This is a genomic window from Pantoea septica (assembly GCF_002095575.1).
Classification (GTDB): domain Bacteria; phylum Pseudomonadota; class Gammaproteobacteria; order Enterobacterales; family Enterobacteriaceae; genus Pantoea; species Pantoea septica.
This window is the reverse complement of the sequence record NZ_MLJJ01000012.1, coordinates 103,491-121,747: the sequence shown is the minus strand read 5'-3', so window position 1 is coordinate 121,747 and position 18,257 is coordinate 103,491. Positions and strand designations below refer to the sequence as shown.

The 18,257-nt window shown below is 59.3% G+C and carries 19 protein-coding genes and 1 pseudogene; 10 read left to right on the top strand and 10 right to left on the bottom strand.

Features of this window, described 5'->3' with window-relative positions:
* The 4 genes and pseudogenes from HA46_RS21310 to pabB form a co-directional block, all read right to left on the bottom strand.
* A pseudogene (locus tag HA46_RS21310) lies at positions 1-173 on the bottom strand (cyclic diguanylate phosphodiesterase); the annotation flags it as partial.
* A 223-nt stretch (positions 174-396) separates the two neighbouring features.
* Positions 397-1,761, bottom strand: coding sequence for an L-serine ammonia-lyase (locus HA46_RS08970; RefSeq protein ID WP_033791232.1), 1,365 nt, complete (start codon positions 1,759-1,761; stop codon positions 397-399).
* Positions 1,762-1,951: 190 nt separating this feature from the next.
* Positions 1,952-2,518 carry a CoA pyrophosphatase gene (locus tag HA46_RS08965; protein WP_084883745.1) on the bottom strand — a complete coding sequence of 189 codons (567 nt, stop codon included), beginning with the start codon at positions 2,516-2,518 and terminating at the stop codon, positions 1,952-1,954.
* Positions 2,515-3,873: an aminodeoxychorismate synthase component 1 gene (gene pabB, locus HA46_RS08960; protein WP_084883743.1), complete on the bottom strand. Its 1,359-nt coding sequence runs from the start codon at positions 3,871-3,873 to the stop codon at positions 2,515-2,517. The genes HA46_RS08965 and pabB overlap by 4 nt, the downstream gene beginning before the upstream one ends.
* A 112-nt stretch (positions 3,874-3,985) precedes the next feature.
* Between pabB and HA46_RS08955 the strand changes: the two genes are divergently transcribed.
* A complete protein-coding gene (locus HA46_RS08955; protein WP_033791226.1) occupies positions 3,986-4,171 on the top strand; it encodes a YoaH family protein in 186 nt (61 codons plus the stop codon).
* Positions 4,172-4,187: 16 nt separating this feature from the next.
* On the opposite strand, the gene HA46_RS08950 is transcribed toward HA46_RS08955, so the two are convergent.
* Positions 4,188-4,532 carry a RidA family protein gene (locus HA46_RS08950; protein ID WP_033791224.1) on the bottom strand — a complete coding sequence of 115 codons (345 nt, stop codon included), beginning with the start codon at positions 4,530-4,532 and terminating at the stop codon, positions 4,188-4,190.
* Positions 4,533-4,655: 123 nt separating this feature from the next.
* Here HA46_RS08950 and yoaA point away from each other — a divergent pair, with 123 nt between their 5' ends.
* The 5 genes from yoaA to rnd all read left to right on the top strand — a co-directional run bounded on the left by yoaA (position 4,656) and on the right by rnd (position 11,072).
* A complete protein-coding gene (gene yoaA / locus HA46_RS08945) occupies positions 4,656-6,563 on the top strand; it encodes a DNA repair helicase YoaA (RefSeq protein WP_084883740.1) in 1,908 nt (635 codons plus the stop codon).
* A 53-nt stretch (positions 6,564-6,616) separates the two neighbouring features.
* A complete protein-coding gene (tsaB, locus tag HA46_RS08940; protein ID WP_084883737.1) occupies positions 6,617-7,315 on the top strand; it encodes a tRNA (adenosine(37)-N6)-threonylcarbamoyltransferase complex dimerization subunit type 1 TsaB in 699 nt (232 codons plus the stop codon).
* A 63-nt stretch (positions 7,316-7,378) separates the two neighbouring features.
* Positions 7,379-7,969 (top strand): Slp family lipoprotein, encoded by a 591-nt coding sequence (locus tag HA46_RS08935; RefSeq protein ID WP_084883734.1) that lies wholly within the window; start codon positions 7,379-7,381, stop codon positions 7,967-7,969.
* Between the two features lie 205 nt (positions 7,970-8,174).
* Positions 8,175-9,851, top strand: a complete 1,677-nt coding sequence (fadD, locus tag HA46_RS08930; protein WP_143807615.1) for a long-chain-fatty-acid--CoA ligase FadD — start codon at positions 8,175-8,177, stop codon at positions 9,849-9,851.
* A gap of 99 nt (positions 9,852-9,950) precedes the next feature.
* A complete protein-coding gene (gene rnd, locus HA46_RS08925; protein ID WP_033791220.1) occupies positions 9,951-11,072 on the top strand; it encodes a ribonuclease D in 1,122 nt (373 codons plus the stop codon).
* Positions 11,073-11,124: 52 nt separating this feature from the next.
* Here rnd and minE read toward each other — a convergent pair whose 3' ends face one another.
* The 3 genes from minE to minC are packed head-to-tail and all read right to left on the bottom strand — an operon-like array spanning position 11,125 to position 12,948.
* A complete protein-coding gene (minE, locus tag HA46_RS08920; RefSeq protein ID WP_033746630.1) occupies positions 11,125-11,394 on the bottom strand; it encodes a cell division topological specificity factor MinE in 270 nt (89 codons plus the stop codon).
* A 3-nt stretch (positions 11,395-11,397) separates the two neighbouring features.
* The gene (gene minD / locus HA46_RS08915) at positions 11,398-12,210 is read right to left on the bottom strand and encodes a septum site-determining protein MinD (RefSeq protein ID WP_033746633.1); all 813 of its coding nucleotides are present in this window, start codon (positions 12,208-12,210) and stop codon (positions 11,398-11,400) included.
* A 33-nt stretch (positions 12,211-12,243) separates the two neighbouring features.
* The gene (gene minC, locus HA46_RS08910; protein ID WP_033791219.1) at positions 12,244-12,948 is read right to left on the bottom strand and encodes a septum site-determining protein MinC; all 705 of its coding nucleotides are present in this window, start codon (positions 12,946-12,948) and stop codon (positions 12,244-12,246) included.
* Between the two features lie 154 nt (positions 12,949-13,102).
* Between minC and HA46_RS08905 the strand changes: the two genes are divergently transcribed.
* The 3 genes from HA46_RS08905 (at position 13,103) to HA46_RS08895 (ending at position 14,858) form a co-directional block, all read left to right on the top strand.
* Positions 13,103-13,378 carry a YcgL domain-containing protein gene (locus HA46_RS08905; RefSeq protein ID WP_033791218.1) on the top strand — a complete coding sequence of 92 codons (276 nt, stop codon included), beginning with the start codon at positions 13,103-13,105 and terminating at the stop codon, positions 13,376-13,378.
* 307 nt (positions 13,379-13,685) lie between these two features.
* Positions 13,686-14,345, top strand: a complete 660-nt coding sequence (locus HA46_RS08900; RefSeq protein WP_033791216.1) for a fumarylacetoacetate hydrolase family protein — start codon at positions 13,686-13,688, stop codon at positions 14,343-14,345.
* A gap of 66 nt (positions 14,346-14,411) precedes the next feature.
* On the top strand, positions 14,412-14,858 hold the full coding sequence (locus tag HA46_RS08895) for a YcgN family cysteine cluster protein (RefSeq protein ID WP_033747936.1): 447 nt from the start codon (positions 14,412-14,414) through the stop codon (positions 14,856-14,858).
* 126 nt (positions 14,859-14,984) lie between these two features.
* On the opposite strand, the gene dsbB is transcribed toward HA46_RS08895, so the two are convergent.
* Positions 14,985-15,515: a disulfide bond formation protein DsbB gene (dsbB, locus tag HA46_RS08890; protein WP_033791403.1), complete on the bottom strand. Its 531-nt coding sequence runs from the start codon at positions 15,513-15,515 to the stop codon at positions 14,985-14,987.
* A gap of 117 nt (positions 15,516-15,632) precedes the next feature.
* Positions 15,633-17,162, bottom strand: coding sequence for a sodium/proton antiporter NhaB (nhaB, locus tag HA46_RS08885; RefSeq protein ID WP_084883729.1), 1,530 nt, complete (start codon positions 17,160-17,162; stop codon positions 15,633-15,635).
* A gap of 201 nt (positions 17,163-17,363) precedes the next feature.
* Between nhaB and fadR the strand changes: the two genes are divergently transcribed.
* Positions 17,364-18,083: a fatty acid metabolism transcriptional regulator FadR gene (gene fadR, locus HA46_RS08880; RefSeq protein ID WP_033746644.1), complete on the top strand. Its 720-nt coding sequence runs from the start codon at positions 17,364-17,366 to the stop codon at positions 18,081-18,083.
* Positions 18,084-18,257: the final 174 nt, after the last annotated feature.

Below are 18,257 nucleotides of genomic sequence, written 5' to 3'. Positions count from 1 at the left end.
TCAAAGCGCTGAATGGCGTTGTCAGCAAAATTAAGCGACTGCTGCTCAATACGCGATTTCTCTTCGAAGAAGCGAAAAGCCAGCGTCAATATCAGAACCACAGCGGCAATCACCAACGCGATAAAGAGTCGCTTACGGCGAAACTGTCCAACATACTGCTGGGCCAAAAGCATCAGTAACCACCTTCCACACACGAAATTAAAGCAGGATAACGGGGAGATTATCGGCAAGGCATAAATAAGGTTTAGCCATGCTTGATAAAAAAAGCAGTACTGAAACAGCCGCGCGAGCTGAGAAGGTCGCGCGAATCATTACTCTATCGTTAATCAGGGCGATGGGGTAGGGCCAGACGCGCAATTCATGATGACTGCGCAATAAACGACCGACGGCGAGACATTAGTCGCACTGAACTTTTATCGCCAGGCCGCCGCGCGAGGTTTCGCGATATTTGGCGTTCATATCTTTGCCGGTTTCATACATGGTTTCGATCACCTTATCGAGCGAAACGCGCGGCTCGCTGGTGCGGCGCAGCGCCATGCGGGCGGCGTTGATCGCCTTCACCGAGGCGATGGCGTTGCGCTCGATGCAGGGCACCTGCACCTGGCCGGCCACCGGGTCGCAGGTCAGGCCGAGGTTATGCTCCATGCCGATCTCGGCTGCGACGCAGACCTGTTCCGGGCTGCCGCCCAGCAGTTCGGTCAGTCCGGCGGCCGCCATGGAACAGGCCACGCCCACTTCACCCTGACAGCCCACCTCCGCGCCGGAAATCGAGGCGTTCATTTTATACAGGATGCCGATGGCGCCCGACGCGAGGAAATAGCGGGTGAAAATATCGGGCGTCACGGTTTCGATAAAGTGATCGTAATAGGCGAGCACCGCCGGAACGATGCCGCAGGCGCCGTTGGTCGGCGCGGTAACGACGCGGCCGCCGGCGGCGTTCTCTTCATTGACCGCCAGCGCGAACATATTGATCCAGTCGATGACGTTCATCGGATCGTTGGAGTGTTTAGACGACGAGGTCAGCAGACGGCGCAGCGAGGCGGCGCGGCGCGGCACGCGCAGCGGACCCGGGAGAACGCCTTCGGTATTCAGCCCGCGATCGATACAGGCCTGCATGGTCTGCCAGACGTCGGTGAAGTAGTCGCGGATCTCGTCGCGCGAGTGCAGCGCCAGTTCGTTCTTCATCACCAGGCCAGAGAGCGACAGGCCGGTTTCGCGGCAGTGCGCCAGCAGCTCTTTCGCCGAGTGGAAAGGCCAGGGCACGCTCACTTCATCCAGCGTCGACTGGCCAAAATGCTCTTCGTCGACGATAAAGCCGCCGCCGACCGAATAGTAGGTTTTGCTTAAGATCAGCAGGTCGCCCGCAAAAGCGAGCAGGCGCATGCCGTTTTCATGCAGCGACAGATTCTCGCTGCGGAACACCATGCCGCCTTCGCGCGGAAAGTCTACCTCATGCGCGCCGTTGGCCAGCAGCAGCCGTTCGCGCTGCTCGACCTCTTTAATAAAGGCGGGAATGCTGTCGATATCCACCGTGGCCGGGGAGGCGCCCGCCAGTCCCATAATAATGGCGATATCGGTATGGTGGCCCTTGCCGGTTAGCGAGAGCGAGCCGTAAACATCCACGGCGATGCGCGTCACCTCCTGAAGTTTTCCCTGTTCAACCAGCAGGTCGACAAACTCCTTGCCTGCTTTCATCGGCCCCACGGTATGGGAACTCGACGGGCCAATGCCCACTTTGAACATGTCAAAAACGCTAATCACAGGCGACACTCCTCACAAATAATTTTTTATCTCTGCCGGGGCAGTTTATGGCGCTAATAGTAATCGTCGACCCGTGGAAACAAACGCCTTTTCGCATGAAATAAACTAATCGTTCAGGCGAGAAATAGTTATGCTGTGCGGCAGATCGCAATCAGTTGTTGTAAAAGGAGAAAACAGAGCGGAACGGGCGTCAGAACGCGATCTGCTGGCTAAGGGAACGGATAATGCCGGCCGTCATCCCCCACACCAGATACTCCTGATAGACAGAAAGCCAGACCGGATGACGCAGGCCGGCATGCCGCACCTCCAGCGAAGCGTAGCGGTTGAGCCGCAGCGCCTCTTCCAGCGGCATCTCAAAGGCGCTTTCCACCTCGTCGGGATTGATGTGCAGCGCAATCTGCGGCGAGATGATGCCGACCACCGGCGTCACGCGAAAGCCGGTGCTGCTGGTAACGGGGGCAAGCTGGCCGATAACCTTCACCTCGCCAGGATCGATGCCCACCTCTTCCTGCGCCTCGCGCAGCGCGGTCGCCACCAGCGAGGCGTCGGTATTGTCCTGCATGCCGCCTGGAAAGGCGACCTGACCGGCGTGCTTGCGCAGCTCGCGCGAACGGCGCGTCAGCAGCAGGCCCGGCGCGTCTCGCGCGACGACGGGCACCAGCACCGCGGCCTGACGACCAGCGGGACGCTGCTGCGGCTTTTCCGGCTGATGAAGCATAAAGCGGGTAATAAAGGCGTCGAGCGTCAGCGGCTTCATTCGTCGTCTCCGGACAGCGCAGGTAGAATGCGGCTGACTTTGTGTAGCGTTTCCTGATATTCGGCATCCAGCTCGCTGTCGGCGACCACGCCGCCGCCCGCCGCGCAGAACAGCTGCTGCCGTTCGGCGATCAGCGTGCGGATAGCGATGCTGGTGTCCATGCGTCCGCAGAGGCTGAGGTAGCCGATGCTGCCGCACCAGGCGTTGCGGCGATGCGGCTCCAGCTCGTCGATAATCTCCATGGCGCGAATTTTCGGCGCGCCGGTAATGGAGCCGCCGGGGAAACAGGCGCGCAGCAGATCGCTGGCGTGCAGCGAGGCGGGCAGGCGCGCCCGTATGGTGCTGACCAAATGGTGCACCGCCGGAAAAGGCTCGACCACGAACAGCGCCGGCACGCTGACGGATCCCGGCGCGGCGACGCGGCCGATATCGTTACGCAACAGATCGACGATCATCAGATTCTCGGCGCGATCTTTTTCCGACTGCGCCAGCGCCAGCGCTTCACGACGATCGCGTTCGGGATCGGCCGCGCGCGGCCGCGTGCCCTTAATCGGCCGGGTTTCAATCTCATCACCCTTCAGCGATACAAAGCGCTCCGGCGACAGGCTAAGGATCGCGCTATCGGGCAGACGTAGAAAAGCGCTGAACGGCGCGCGGTTAGCGGCGTTAAGGCGGCAGAACGCCTGCCACTCATCGCCCTGATAGCGCGCCTGAAAGCGCTGCGCCAGATTGACCTGATAACAGTCGCCCGCCTGGATATAGGCCTGCACCGCGTGAAAACGCTCGGCGTAGTCGCGGTAGCTCAGGTTCGATTGCCAGCCGCTGGTGAGCGAGAAGGGCGCAGCCTCGCGCGGCGGCCACTGCAGCATCCAGCGCAGCCGCGCCTGCGCGTCTCCCAGCGACACCAGCGTCAGGCGCTGCAGATGATGGTCGGCGATCAGCGCCCAGTCGTAAATGCCGATCGCCATATCGGGCGTGGTCAGATCGTCCGCTGCCTGCTGCGGCAGGCGCTCGAAGCGGCGGCCGAGATCGTAGCCGAACAGGCCGAGCGCGCCGCCCTGAAACGGCAGGTCGTCGCGACAGTCGGGAGGCGCGCCCAGCGCCTCGCACTGCCGCCGCACCAGCAGCAGCGGATCGTCGGCGCTCTGGCTGACGCTGCCGTCCGCGTCTATCGTCGTGAGGCCGTCGTGGGTCACCAGCGTGGCGCGCGGATCGGCGGTCAGCATATCGAAGCGGTTATCCGCATGATCGGCATGACCTGAGGTGAGCAGCATCGCCCAGGGAAGATGCGACATCCTGGCGAAATGCGCGCTGAGCGCATCCTGCGTATAGTGTAGACTGAGCGTTGAGACCATTTTTCGGCAAAAATAAGACATCGATAAGGGCGTTAGCCTGACATATTTTTTCCCGGCTGGCACCTGTTTGTTCCGCACGGAACCGTGCCCGCCCCGCAACCAGGAGTGAATGATGTTTAAAGGTTTACCGGCGCTCTCCCACGAGCAGCAGCAGCAGGCGGTGGAGCGTATTCAGGAGCTGATGGCTGGCGGCATGTCCAGCGGAGAGGCGATCACTCAGGTCGCGCAGGAGATCCGCCAGACCCATACGGGCGAGCGGATCCAGGCGCGCTTCGAAGATGACGAGGATGAAGAGTAGCGTCCGGCGCGGCAGCCTATAGCGCCGCGACGATTTTGATCTCTACTTTATACTTCGGATTCATCAGCCCGGCCTGAACGGTGCAGCGCACCGGCGCGTTGCCGGGCGACACCCACGCGTCCCAGGCGCGGTTCATCGCCGCGAAATCGGCCTTATCCACCAGAAAGATAGTGGCGTCGAGGATTTTGCTCTTGTCCGAGCCGACGCGCGTCAGCAGGGCGTCAATCACCGCCAGCGCGTTGGCGGTCTGCGCCTCGGCGTCGGCGTCGAGGTTTTCCGGCACGCTGGTGTAATAAACCGTTTGATCGTGGATTACGGCTTCGGACATGCGGTGTTCGGGATCGATACGGGTAATGGTCATTGTTTCTCCTTACTTTTCCAGTTGATAGCCTGGCATAGTCCAGGGGGCGCTGTCATCAGTTGTGGAGCGGCCGGCGGAATACTGACATAATTACAGTGTTTTTGCCGAAACGGGTGAGGAAGTGTGGCGGACGATTTTGCAGTAGATGGCGCGCTGGCGCAGGCGATTGCCGGCTTTAAGCCGCGCGAGGCGCAGCGTGAAATGGCGCAGGCAGTAGAAGAGGCCGTGAAGGCCGGCGGCGAACTGGTGGTAGAGGCGGGAACGGGCACGGGGAAAACCTACGCCTATCTGGCGCCTGCGCTGCGCGCCGGAAAAAAAGTGATTGTCTCAACCGGCTCGAAGGCGCTGCAGGATCAGCTTTACGGCCGCGATCTGCCGACCATCGCGAAGGCATTAAATTTCACCGGCAAAACCGCCCTGCTGAAAGGACGCTCCAACTACCTCTGTCTGGAGCGGCTGGAGCAGCAGTCGATGGCGGGCGGCGATCTAAACGCCCAGGCGCTGGGCGATCTGGTCACGCTGCGCGGCTGGTCGTCGCAAACCGTTGACGGCGATATCAGCAGCTGCGGCGGCGTCACCGAAGACAGCCCCATCTGGCCGCTGGTGACCAGCACCAACGACAACTGCCTCGGCAGCGACTGCCCGCTCTACAAAGATTGCTTTGTGGTCAAAGCGCGCAAGCGCGCGATGGACGCCGACGTGGTGGTGGTTAACCACCATCTGTTTCTCGCCGATCTGGTCGTCAAAGAGAGCGGCTTCGCGGAGCTGATCCCGGAAGCGGACGTGATGATCTTCGATGAGGCGCACCAAATCCCCGATATCGCCAGCCAGTACTTCGGCCAGCAGCTCTCCAGCCGCCAGCTGCTCGACCTGGCGAAGGACATCAATATTGCCTACCGCACCGAAGTGCGCGACGTGCAGCAGCTGCAAAAATCGGCGGACCGCCTCGCGCAGTGCGCGCAGGATTTCCGCCTGACGCTGGGCGATCCGGGCTACCGCGGCAATCTGCGCGAACTCTTCGCCGACAACAACGTACAGCGCATGTTTACGCTGCTCGACGACGCGCTCGAGCTTTGCTACGACGTCATAAAAATGTCGCTGGGACGTTCGGCGCTGCTGGACGCGGCCTTCGAGCGCGCCGCGCTCTACCGGGGACGCCTCAAGCGGCTGCGCGCCATCAGCGAGCCCGGCTACAGCTACTGGTACGAGTGCACCTCGCGCCATTTTACCCTTGCCTTAACGCCGCTCTCGGTCTCGGAACGCTTCCGCGAAGTGATGGACGCGCGCAAAGCGGCGTGGATATTCACCTCCGCGACGCTGGCGGTCAATGAAGAGATGCACCATTTCGCCGATCGTCTGGGCGTCAGCAGCGCAAAGACCCTGATCCTCAACAGCCCGTTCGACTTCAGCCGTCAGGCGCTGCTCTGCGTGCCGCGCAATCTGCCGGAGCCGAACCGCCCCGGCGGCGCGCGTCAGCTGGCGCGCATGATGAAGCCGCTGATCGACGCCAATAAAGGGCGCTGCTTCTTTCTCTGTACCTCGCACCTGATGATGCGCGAACTGGCGGCGGAGTTTCGCGCCAGCATGACGCTGCCGGTGCTGGTGCAGGGCGAAACCAGCAAAGGCCAGCTGCTGCGACAGTTTATCGAAGCGGGCAATGCGCTGCTGGTGGCGACCAGCAGCTTCTGGGAGGGCGTCGACGTGCGCGGCGATGCGCTGTCGCTGGTGATTATCGACAAGCTGCCCTTTACCTCGCCGGAAGATCCGCTGCTGAAGGCGCGTATGGAAGATTGTCGCCTGCGCGGCGGCGATCCCTTCAGCGACGTGCAGCTGCCGGACGCGGTGATTACCCTGAAGCAGGGCGTAGGGCGTCTGATCCGCGACACGGACGATCGCGGCGTGCTGGTGATTTGCGATCAGCGGCTGGTGTCGCGTCCCTACGGCGCGCTGTTTCTCAACAGCCTGCCGCCGACGCCGCGCACGCGCGATCTGGCGCGCGCTATCGCCTTCACGCAGCAAGCGAAACAGTAATTTTCCTTTGGCTGTGCTAACATGCGCGCCGTTTTGAATGACCCGAGGTTGTTATGTCTTCCCGAATCCTGGCGCTGGACACTGCGACAGAAGCCTGTTCAGCCGCGCTGCTTAATCAGCAGCAGATCGATGCCCGTTTTGAAATCGCGCCGCGCGACCATACCCAGCGTATTCTACCGCTGATCGAAGAGCTGCTGCAGTCGCAGCAGCTGGAGCTGACGGCGCTCGACGCGCTGGCGTTTGGCCGCGGTCCCGGCAGCTTCACCGGCGTGCGTATCGGCATCGGTATCGCGCAGGGCCTCGCGTTCGGCGCCATGCTGCCGATGATCGGCATCTCGACGCTGGCGACGCTGGCGCAGGGCGCGTATCGCCAGCAGGGCGCGACGCGCGTGCTGGCGGCGATCGACGCGCGCATGGGCGAGGTTTACTGGGCCGAATATCAGCGCGACGCACAGGGCGTCTGGCAGGGTGAAGCAAGCGAAAGCGTGCTGCCGCCGGATGCGGCGCTGGCGCGCATGCAGGCGCTGGAAGGCGAGTGGTTTATCGCCGGCACCGGCTGGCAGGCCTGGCCGCAGCTGCAGCAGGGCCACGCCTTAACCCTCAGAGAGAGCGGCGTCGAACTGCCCGCTGCGGAAGATATGCTGCCGCTGGCGGAGCAGGCGTGGCAGCGCGGCGCAACCGTTCAGCCTGAGCACGCCGAACCGACCTATTTGCGTAACGAAGTGGCGTGGAAAAAATTGCCGGGTCGCTGAGAATCTCCGGCGCAACTTATTGCGACAGCGCCAGTCTAACAAACATCTTTTAGGAGAATGCCTATGTCAGTATGTCATAAAGGAATGTCCGGTGTTTTGTTAGCCTGCGCGCTGCTGCTCAGCGGGTGCGTCACGGTGCCGGATGCGATTAAAGGAAGCGCCGAGCTTCCCCAGCAGGATTTGGTTCGCGTGATGAACGATCCGTCGCTCTATGTCGGTCAGGAGTCCCGCTTCGGCGGCAAAGTGGTTAAGGTCACCAACCTTAACGGCAAAACCCGGCTGGAGATCGCCACGCAGCCGCTGGACGACAGCGCGCGGCCGCGTTTAGGCGCCGCTTCCGTCGGGCGTATTTATGCCGATATCAATAACTTCGTCGATCCCACCGACGTGAACAACCAGTACGTTACCGTGCTGGGCAATATCAAGGGAACGGAGAAGGGCACCATCGGCGCCGCCAGCTACAATTTTGTGGTGGTCGATGTGCGCGGCTATCAGCGCTGGCATCTGACGCAGCAGATCAACACGCCGCCGCAGCCGATCGATCCCTGGATCTGGTACGGCCCGTCGCGTCGTCATCCCGGCTACTGGGGACCCAACCCTTACTGGGGTATGAACAGCGGGCCCGCGCAGGTAGAAACCATTCTGACCGAATAAGCGTTTTACGCAAAATTTCAGGCCCGGCCGCGCCTGTCGCGACCGGGCTTTTTATTGCCGCTGAAAAGCGGGATGAAAATTAGTGATGCGCTTCGCAACCTCAGCAGGCCGAATCCGGCAAACTGGTACAATGAGTTAAAATATTGTTAATTGGCTGGGTGGCGGGGATGCAATGGAACAACAACATATAAATCGAGGTGAACCCTTGAATAAGGTCTGGCTGAAACGCTATCCGGCAGATGTGCCCGCCGAAATTAACGCGGATCGTTATACCTCTTTGGTCGATTTAGTTGAACAGGCTACACAGCGTTACGCCGATCAAACTGCCTTTATCAATATGGGGCAGCCGCTGAGCTATCGGCAGCTGGAACAAAAGAGCCGCGCGTTCGCCGCTTACCTGCAGTCCGGACTGGGCCTGAAAAAAGGCGATCGCGTCGCGCTGATGATGCCGAACCTGCTGCAGTATCCGGTAGCGCTGTTCGGCGTGCTGCGCGCCGGCATGGTGGTGGTCAACGTCAATCCGCTCTATACGCCGCGCGAGCTTAAGCACCAGCTCAACGACAGCGGCGCCAGCGCCATTGTGATTGTCTCGAACTTCGCGCATACGCTGGAGAAGGTGGTGGCGGAGACGGCGGTGAAGCACGTTATCCTGACGCGCCTCGGCGACCAGCTCAGGCCGGTAAAGGCTACGCTGGTAAACTTCGTCGTGAAATATATCAAAAAGATGGTGCCGAAATACCATCTGCCTGGTGCGGTGAGCTTTCGTCATGCGCTGCAGCAGGGTGAAGCGCTGCCCTATCAGCGTCCCAGCGTCGCCAACGACGACCTGGCGTTTTTGCAGTACACCGGCGGCACCACCGGCATCGCCAAAGGGGCAATGCTGACCCACCGTAATATGCAGGCTAACCTTGAGCAAACCAAGGCGACCTACGGCAAACTGCTGCGCGACGGCAAAGAGAATGTGGTGACCGCGCTGCCGCTCTACCATATTTTCGCGCTAACGGTGAACTGCCTGCTGTTTCTCGAACTGGGTGGTCAGAACCTGCTAATTACCAACCCGCGCGATATACCCGGCTTCGTAAAATCGCTGTCGAAATTTCCCTTCACGGCGATTACCGGCGTCAACACGCTGTTTAACGCGCTGCTGAACGATGCGCAGTTTAATAAACTCGACTTTTCCACGCTGCGCCTTTCGGCGGGCGGCGGCATGGCGGTGCAGAAAGCGGTGGCGGAGCGCTGGGAAAAGCTCACCGGCCACTATTTGCTGGAAGGATACGGCCTGACGGAGTGTTCGCCGCTGGTGTCGGTTAATCCCTATGACATTACCGAACATACCGGCAGCATCGGCCTGCCGGTGCCTTCGACCGACGTGCGCGTAGTAGACGATCAGGGCAACGATGTCGAACCTGGCGCGCCGGGCGAGCTCTGGATCCGCGGCCCGCAGGTGATGGCGGGCTACTGGCAGCGGCCAGACGCCACGGAAGAGGTGCTGAAAAATGGCTGGCTCCTCAGCGGCGATATTGTTACCGTTGACCCGCAAGGCTTTATCCGCATCGTGGACCGCAAAAAAGATATGATCCTCGTCTCAGGTTTTAACGTTTATCCCAATGAGATTGAAGATGTCCTGATGCAACATCCCAAAGTGCGGGAAGCGGCGGCGATTGGCGTGCCGAGCGATCTCTCGGGCGAAGCAGTGAAAGTCTGCATCGTGAAGAAAGAGGCGTCGCTGACCAAAGAAGAGCTGCTCGACCACTGTCGGCGTCAGCTGACGGGCTATAAGGTCCCGAAAATTATTGAGTTCCGTGACGAGTTGCCGAAAAGCAACGTCGGGAAAATCCTGCGTCGCGAACTGCGTGATGAGGCCCGACCCAGCGCAAGCTGACGTCAGGCAAGATTTCTGGTTGAACGCCGGCGAAGCCCGGCGTTTTTATTGATGATGAGATGGAGCGCCGCGCGCAGTCTGTCGCGGTGAAAACGAGATTTGAATTATTCCCTGATCGACCAAAATGAGCAGCTGGCCGTTGTTTGCCAGAAGGCCCGCCAGCATGCGGCCGTCGCGCTCGACACCGAATTCGTCCGCACCCGCACCTATTATCCACAGCTGGGCCTGATTCAGCTGTTCGATGGCGAACAGCTGGTGCTGATCGATCCGCTGACCATCAGCGACTGGACGCCGTTCATTGCGCTGCTGAGCGACACGCAGGTAAAAAAGTTTCTGCACGCGGGCGGCGAAGATCTCGAAGTCTTCCTGCACCGTTTCGGCGTGCTGCCGCAGCCGATGATCGATACGCAGATTCTGGCGGCCTTCAGCGGTCAGCCGCTCTCCTGGGGTTTTGCCGCGATGGTGGCGCATTTCACCCAGGTCACGCTGGATAAGAGCGAATCGCGCACCGACTGGCTGGCGCGCCCGCTGACACAGCGTCAGTGCGACTACGCTGCGGCGGACGTGCACTATCTGCTGCCGATCGCGCAGCAGCTGATGACCCTGACCGAGGCGGCGGGCAATATGGCCGCGGCGCTCAGCGAATGCGACCAGCTCTGCCAGCGACGTCTCGACGTCCTGCAGCCGCAGGAGGCCTGGCGCGATATCACCAACGCCTGGCAGCTGCGTCCCCGCCAGCTGGCGGCGCTGCAGCTGCTGGCGGCATGGCGTCTGAATGTGGCGCGCGAAAAAGATATGGCGGTCAACTTCGTGGTGCGCGAAGAGAATCTGTGGAAAGTGGCGCGCTTTATGCCGGGCTCCATGGGCGAGCTGGATCACCTTGGCCTGTCAGGCCATGAAATCCGCTTTCACGGCAAAACCCTGGTGGCGCTGGTGGCCGACGCGCAGGCGCTGCCTGAAGAGGCGCTGCCGCCGCCGCTGGGCAACCTGGTGGATCATCCGCACTACAAGAACGTATTCAAGGCGATCAAGGCGCTGGTGCAGGACGTGAGCGAGGAGACCGGTTTCAGCCAGGAGCTGCTGGCGTCGCGCCGTCAGATTAATCAGGTATTGAGCCAGTACTGGGGACTCAAGCCGCAAACGCGCGTGCCGGAGCTGCTGGCAGGCTGGCGCGGCGATCTGTTTAAAACCCGCATTGAGGCGATTCTGGCGCAGTACTGACAGGAAACATTCCCCTGCTGAGCAGCAGGGGAATATCAGGAAACCGACACCGTCATTTGGCCGCTTCTTCCGTTTCTGGCAGCGTCACGTTCAGTTCCAGAATGGAGATATCATCGCCTTTCTGGTCAAGCTGGACGGTGACCATATCTGGATCGATCTTCACATATTTGCAAATCACTTCCAGAATGTCGCGCTTAAGCTGCGGAAGATAGTGGGGCTCACTGTCGCCCCTTCTGCGTTCTGCCACGATAATCTGCAGCCTTTCCTTGGCTATGTTGGCAGTGTTCTTCTTCCGGGATAAAAAGAAATCGAGTAATGCCATGGTTTATCCCCCGAACAGGCGTTTCAGGAAACCCTTCTTCTCTTCTTCGATAAAGCGGAAGGGACGTTCTTCGCCGAGTAACCGATCTACGGTATCAGCATAGGCTTTGCCGGCGTCGGAATTCGTGTCGAGGATCACTGGTTCGCCCTGGTTAGAGGCGCGCAGCACCGACTGGTCTTCCGGGATGACGCCCACCAGAGGAATGCGCAGGATCTCAAGCACGTCTTCCATGCTCAGCATGTCGCCACGATTCACGCGGCCAGGGTTATAACGGGTCAGCAGCAGGTGCTCTTTAACTGGCTCCTGGCTGTTTTCGGCGCGGCGAGATTTAGAGGCGATAATACCGAGAATGCGGTCGGAGTCGCGCACCGACGACACTTCCGGGTTGGTGGTGATAATCGCTTCATCAGCAAAGTAGAGCGCCATCAGCGCGCCGGTCTCAATGCCTGCCGGGGAGTCGCAGACAATAAAGTCGAAATCCATCGCCGCCAGATCGTTGAGCACTTTTTCCACGCCTTCGCGGGTCAGCGCGTCTTTATCGCGCGTCTGGGAGGCGGGCAGGATATGCAGCATCTCGGTGCGCTTGTCTTTGATCAGCGCCTGGTTCAGCGTGGCGTCGCCCTGGATAACGTTAACGAAGTCGTAAACCACGCGGCGTTCGCAGCCCATGATCAGGTCCAGGTTACGCAGGCCAATATCGAAATCGATGACGACCGTTTTTTTGCCTTTTTGCGCTAAACCGGTGGCGATGGCCGCGCTTGACGTGGTCTTGCCAACGCCCCCTTTACCGGATGTAACTACAATAATGCGTGCCATAAATATTGATTTCCTTAACAGAAGAAAAGGGGCCTAATTAAGTGTCTGGATAGTCAGCGCGCCCGCTTCGAGGCTAAGGCGCGCGGCTTTACCAAAAAATTCCGCCGGGATTTGATCCATGATCCAGTACTCGCCGGCGATGGAGACCAACTCTGCTGCCAGGTTGGTGCAGAAAATCTGGCTGTTGCGATCGCCGCCGGCGCCCGCTAGCGCGCGTCCTCGCATCATGCCGTAAATATGAATGTTGCCGTCGGCGACCAGTTCGGCGCCGGCGCTCACGCTGTTGGTAACGATCAGATCGGCGTTACGCGCGTAAATCTGCTGTCCGGAACGCACCGGCGTGGTGATGATGCGCGTTTTGCTCGCCACCGGTTCTGCGGGGGCGGCAGGTTGCGCCGCTGGCGCTGGCGTTTCGTTGCGCCGCACGCTCTCTTTGCCTTCCGCCAGTACCGGCAGGCCGGCGCGGGCGATCATGCGTTTCAGCGCCTCGTCTTTACAGCCGCTGACGCCAACGATGCGCAGTCCGGTCGCGGCGATCGCCTGCTGCAGCTGTTTCCAGTTGACGTTGCCGTTAAGGGCCGCCACGTTAAGTACTACCGGCGCGTTTTTTAAGAAATCCGGCGCCTGATCGATTTTGTCCTGAAGCGCCTTGCGAATCACTTCAGGTTCGGGATGGTGCAGATGAACAACAGACAGGGTAAAACTGCTACCTTTGAATTCGATTGGCGTTTGTGACATCTGTCCCACTCAGTCCTGTTTTCTCGCCCGGCGAACAAACGTCGATAAAATCATCATTTCAGTCCATCCGGTGAATATTCGAAGTTCTGCAAGCATGTTATAGTTACTGTTATTTCCAGGCAAGCCACCATCCAGGTTTATTCGAGTAAAAAATATGTTTTGTGTGATCTACCGAAGCCCGACCCGTGACCAGACTTATCTTTATGTTGAAAAAAAGGACGATTTCTCCCGCGTGCCCGAAGAGCTGCTGCGAGGCTTCGGCAAGCCGCAGCTGGCGATGGTGCTAAACCTGGACGGGCGCGATCGTCTGGCCAACGCCGACATCAATAAAGTTAAACAGGCGCTTATCGATCAGGGCTATTATTTACAAATCCCGCCGCCGGTTGAAAGTTTGCTAAAAGTTCATCTTGAGTCGGCAAAAAAAGATTAATTCAGATTCATCTGTAAATATAATCAGTGCTTCCTGATTCTTCAGCATAATTATATATAACGATTTCCAGCAAAATAAAGGCGCGATTACCGCGCCTTTTACTGTTCATTATTCTTTATTGCCCGCTTGCTGGCGATAAATCCACCGCCCCGGCAGCATATATTCATGCTTTTTTGACAATTTACGCACACTAATCTTTGCTAAAGCATCTTATCATGGCCGTCACGGCGGGCTAAAGATCCGCTGAACCGCAAACATCAACGTGCCGGCGTGGCTGGCAACACATTAACCAGAGCAGGGGATTAGCATGTATCAGCATCGTAACTGGCAGGGCGCCTTGTTGGATTTTCCGGTTAACAAAGTGGTCTGCGTTGGCAGCAACTATGCGAAACACATTAAGGAAATGGGCAGCGCTACGCCAGCTGAGCCGGTGGTGTTTATCAAACCGGAAACCGCTATCTGCGATCTGCGTCAGCCGCTCTCTCTTCCCTCCGCCTTTGGTGACGTGCATCACGAGGTCGAACTGGCCGTGTTGATCGGCGCCACGCTTAAGCAGGCGGGCGAAGAGCACGTGGCCAAAGCGATTGCCGGTTACGGCGTGGCGCTGGATTTGACGCTGCGCGATCTGCAGGCGGGATTCAAAAAGGCAGGCCAGCCGTGGGAAAAATCGAAGGGCTTTGATAATTCCTGTCCGCTCTCCGGCTTCATTCCCTCAGCGGAGTTTCCGGGAGATCCGCAGGATACCGAGCTTAAGCTGGTGGTGAACGGCGAGGTGCGTCAGCTCGGCAGAACGTCCGATATGATCCATAAAATTCTGCCGCTTATTGCCCATATGAGCCAGTATTTCACCCTGCGCGCGGGCGATGTGGTGCTGACCGGCACGCCGGAAGGGGTAGGCCCGCTGCGCTCGGGCGATACGCTGGAAGTGTCGCTGGCCGGCCACGGCATCAGTACGCGCGTGCTGTAAAGCTTGCAACGCCGCGCCTGACCCGATATAAGGTGCGGTTTTGTGATTAACCCGGACGCAGCCATCATGAGTGAACTTCCTTTCTGGCAGACAAAACGCCTCGATCAAATGAACGACGACGAGTGGGAATCCTTATGCGATGGTTGCGGCCAGTGCTGCCTGAATAAGCTGCAGGACGCCGATACCGATGAGATTTACTTTACCAACGTCGCCTGCAATCAGCTCAATATCAAAACATGTCAGTGCCGCAACTATGAGCGCCGCTTCGAATATGAAGAGGACTGCATTAAGCTGACGCGCGAGAACCTGACGCAGTTTAACTGGCTGCCGCGCACCTGCGCCTATCGCCTGTTGGGCGAGGGAAAAGGATTGCCGGCGTGGCATCCGCTGGTGAGCGGATCAAAGTCGGCGATGCACGCGCAGCGTATTTCAGTGCGCTATATCGCAGTGCGGGAAAGCGAAGTGCGCGACTGGGAAGATCATATTATCGATCGTCCCGACCGCAACGGATAGGCGTTAAAAAGCTGGCAGTGAGAGCGCGGATGCGGGTGACCAGGCCCGTTTGCAAAGACGCGAAAAGCGTCATCCATGGCGCGGGACGCTCTGCGCTTTGTTCCATGTCACCCGCCTTGTCAGATATTAGCGGGAGAAAATATCCCGGCCTTTCGGTTTCAGCGGCTGCGCAATCAGTACCGCGATGGCCACAATCAGGTAGGCGGCGAACACCACAATCATCCACTGCGGCATGCTCAGCGTCAGGAAGGCCCAGCTGCGCTCGGCACAGTCACCGCTGGCGACGAACACCGACGGCAGCCACTTGTCCAGCGGCAGCCAGGTCGGAAAGCGCGCGGCGAAGTCGCAGGTGGTAAAAGGATTGGGATGAAGCTGGATCATCGTATGTTCATACGAGAGGCGTAGTCCCTCCCAGGCGCTGTAGATCCAGATAGCCAGCCCGGCCCAGCGCAGCGGTGATTTAGGCGCGATGGCGCCGACGATGCCCGCGCCCATGACGCCAAACAGCGCGCAGCGTTCATAAATGCACATGACGCATGGCTTCAGGCCCATCACATGCTGGAACCATAACGCCGTCAGCTCCAGCGCCAGCGCTGTTAACGCCAGCAGCAGCCAGGCGGCGCGACCGCGCGAACATTGATTCAGATATCGCAACATCTTGCTTTCCCTGTAAACGGTAGTGCCACGCAGTGTAAACCAAAAGCGCGCCGGTGCCAGCCATGCGCTGGCGAAAATCCTGGTCAATTTGGGCTTTACCTGATCCAGTCCGGGCATTTACATCAGCGGCGTCGCTATCCATCCCCACTGCTGCAAAATGTCGGTGACCGGCTCCAGCAGCCAGTGAAGAGAGACAAAGCCCACCAGCGACATCACGATAGTGAAGGGCAGCGCCATCCACACCATACGTCCATACGAGAGACGGATAAGCGGCGCCAGCGCGGACGTCAGCAGGAACAGAAACGCCGCCTGACCATTGGGCGTCGCCACCGACGGCAGATTAGTGCCGGTATTGGTCGCCACAGCCAGCAGTTCATATTGCTGCAGATCGATCGCGCCGTGGGCAAAGGCCTGTTTCGCCTCGTTGATAAACACCGAGCCAACAAAAACGTTGTCAGATATCGATGAGAGCAGGCCGTTAAAGATGTAATACCAGCTTAGCTGGGCATGCGGCTCAGCCTGCAGTACAAAAGCGATGAGCGGGCTGAAGAGCTGCTGCTCGACAATCACCGCCACCACGGCGAAAAACACCGTCAGTAGCGCGGTGAAGGGCAGCGCTTCGGTAAAGGCCTGGCCGATGGTGTGCTCGTCCGTGACGCCGCACAGCGCGGTGGCGAGCACGATCACCGACAGGCCAATCAGGCCGACCTCCGCCAGATGCAGCGCCAGCGCGACGATAAGCCAAAGGCCGATAGCCGCCTGAATCCACAGTTTCAGCCGATCCTGGCGCGTGCGCTGCGCCTTCTCCTCGCGATCGCTCTGCAGCAGAATGACGCGAACCGCGTCCGGCAGCGTGGCGCCGTAGCCGAACAGGCGAAAGCGCTCGACCAGCAGGCTGGTGAGAATGCCGCACAGCAGCACCGGCACCGTAACCGGCGCCATACGCAGGAAAAAGCTGGCGAAATCCCATCCGGCGGCATGAGCGATAATCAGGTTCTGCGGCTCGCCCACCATGGTCATCACGCCGCCCAGCGCGGTACCGACGCCAGCCTGCATCATCAGGCTGCGCAGAAAGGCGCGAAACTGCTCTAGCGTGGCGCGCTGATCGGGATCCGTCGCGCCGTAGTCGGGGTCGGAAGAGACGCGATGGTAGATCTGATAGAAACCTACGGCGACGCTGATGACGACGGCGACCACGGTCAGCGCATCAAGAAAGGCGGAGAGAAACGCGGCCGCCAGGCAAAAGGTGAGGCTGAGCAGCACCTTTGACCGCAGCGACAGCAGCAGCCGCGTAAAGACGAACAGCAGCAGTTGCTTCATGAAAAAGATGCCGGCGACCATAAAGATCAGCAGCAGAAGCACTTCAAGGTTATCCGCCAGCTGATGCTTGACCTGTTCGGCGCTGGCCATGCCGATGGCGATCGCTTCCAGCGTCAGCAGGCCGCCGGGCAGCAGCGGGTGGCATTTCAGCGCCATGCCGAGCGTAAAGATAAATTCGGCAATCAGCAGCCAGCCGGCAAGAAACGGGCTGACGAAAAAGAACAGCAGCGGATTGACGACCAGAAACGCCAGCAGCAGCTTTTTGTACCAGTCAGGCGACTGACCGAGAAAGTTGCGATGCAGCGCCTGACCCCAGGTGATCTCCATGGCGAAAAGTCCTGTATGAAAAAAGATGGGCAAAGGGTAATCAGCGAATCAGCGAGGCGCAATCTTCCCTTGCCGGATTGCGCGCGGCCGCTGATTTTTGCGCCAGCCCGCGCTTTTAATCCCTGCTCAGTCTATACACGCCCAGGACGTCTGGTATGATGAGTGCCATTTCGACAAAGAAAGCAACGAGAACATATCGCTATGGTCATTAAGGCGCAGAGCCCTGCGGGATTTGCTGAAGAGTATATTATTGAAAGCATCTGGAACAGCCGCTTTCCTCCTGGGTCCATCCTTCCCGCTGAACGTGAGCTTTCTGAACTTATCGGCGTAACCCGCACCACGCTGCGTGAAGTGTTGCAGCGTCTGGCGCGCGACGGATGGCTGACGATTCAGCACGGTAAACCGACCCGCGTAAACGACTTCTGGGAAACCTCTGGTCTGAATATTCTGGAGACGCTGGCGCGTCTGGATCACGATAGCGTGCCGGTGCTGATCGATAACCTGCTGTCGGTGCGCACCAATATCGCCTCGATCTTTATCAGCCGCGCGCTGCGTCACCATCCCGACAAGGCGCGCGCGGTGCTGGAGAGCGTCGCCGGCATTGAGGATCAGGCCGATGCCTATACCGAGCTCGACTACCGCGTGTTCCGCGGTCTGGCCTTCGCTTCCGGCAACCCGATTTACGGTTTGATTCTTAACGGTCTGAAAGGGCTTTATACCCGCGTGGGACGCTACTATTTCTCTAATCCAGAGGCCCGCGAGCTGGCGCGTAATTTCTATTCGCGACTTGAGGCGCTGTGCGTTAAAGAGCCGTCGCAGGATCAGATTGTCGATGCGGTGCGCGAGTATGGCCGTCGCAGCGGCGAGATCTGGCACAGCATGCAGAAAAGCATGCCGGAAGATCTCGGCAGCAAACGCTAAAAGCGGAAAACCGGACTGCGTCCGGTTTTTTTATGCCTGTGAGTCAGGTGCGGTCGCGGGTAGCATGAACAGATCGCAAAGACGCTCAAGGCATCCCTGCGCGCTCGGCCCGCGGCATCCCTGCCGCGGGACGCTTTGCTCTTCTGTTCATGCTGCCCGCTTCCTGAACAGATG

Excerpts from the sequence above, each read along its gene's own strand:
- HA46_RS08950 (WP_033791224.1), bottom strand. The coding sequence starts at position 4,532 with ATGACCATTACCCGTATCGATCCCGAACACCGCATGTCCGAAGCCGTA.
- minD (WP_033746633.1), bottom strand. The coding sequence starts at position 12,210 with ATGGCACGCATTATTGTAGTTACATCCGGTAAAGGGGGCGTTGGCAAG.
- fadR (WP_033746644.1), top strand. The coding sequence starts at position 17,364 with ATGGTCATTAAGGCGCAGAGCCCTGCGGGATTTGCTGAAGAGTATATT.
- HA46_RS08900 (WP_033791216.1), top strand. The coding sequence starts at position 13,686 with ATGTATCAGCATCGTAACTGGCAGGGCGCCTTGTTGGATTTTCCGGTT.
- pabB (WP_084883743.1), bottom strand. The coding sequence starts at position 3,873 with ATGGTCTCAACGCTCAGTCTACACTATACGCAGGATGCGCTCAGCGCG.
- HA46_RS08935 (WP_084883734.1), top strand. The coding sequence starts at position 7,379 with ATGTCAGTATGTCATAAAGGAATGTCCGGTGTTTTGTTAGCCTGCGCG.
- nhaB (WP_084883729.1), bottom strand. The coding sequence starts at position 17,162 with ATGGAGATCACCTGGGGTCAGGCGCTGCATCGCAACTTTCTCGGTCAG.
- dsbB (WP_033791403.1), bottom strand. The coding sequence starts at position 15,515 with ATGTTGCGATATCTGAATCAATGTTCGCGCGGTCGCGCCGCCTGGCTG.
- HA46_RS08955 (WP_033791226.1), top strand. The coding sequence starts at position 3,986 with ATGTTTAAAGGTTTACCGGCGCTCTCCCACGAGCAGCAGCAGCAGGCG.
- minE (WP_033746630.1), bottom strand. The coding sequence starts at position 11,394 with ATGGCATTACTCGATTTCTTTTTATCCCGGAAGAAGAACACTGCCAAC.
- tsaB (WP_084883737.1), top strand. The coding sequence starts at position 6,617 with ATGTCTTCCCGAATCCTGGCGCTGGACACTGCGACAGAAGCCTGTTCA.
- HA46_RS08965 (WP_084883745.1), bottom strand. The coding sequence starts at position 2,518 with ATGAAGCCGCTGACGCTCGACGCCTTTATTACCCGCTTTATGCTTCAT.
- minC (WP_033791219.1), bottom strand. The coding sequence starts at position 12,948 with ATGTCACAAACGCCAATCGAATTCAAAGGTAGCAGTTTTACCCTGTCT.
- HA46_RS08905 (WP_033791218.1), top strand. The coding sequence starts at position 13,103 with ATGTTTTGTGTGATCTACCGAAGCCCGACCCGTGACCAGACTTATCTT.
- HA46_RS08895 (WP_033747936.1), top strand. The coding sequence starts at position 14,412 with ATGAGTGAACTTCCTTTCTGGCAGACAAAACGCCTCGATCAAATGAAC.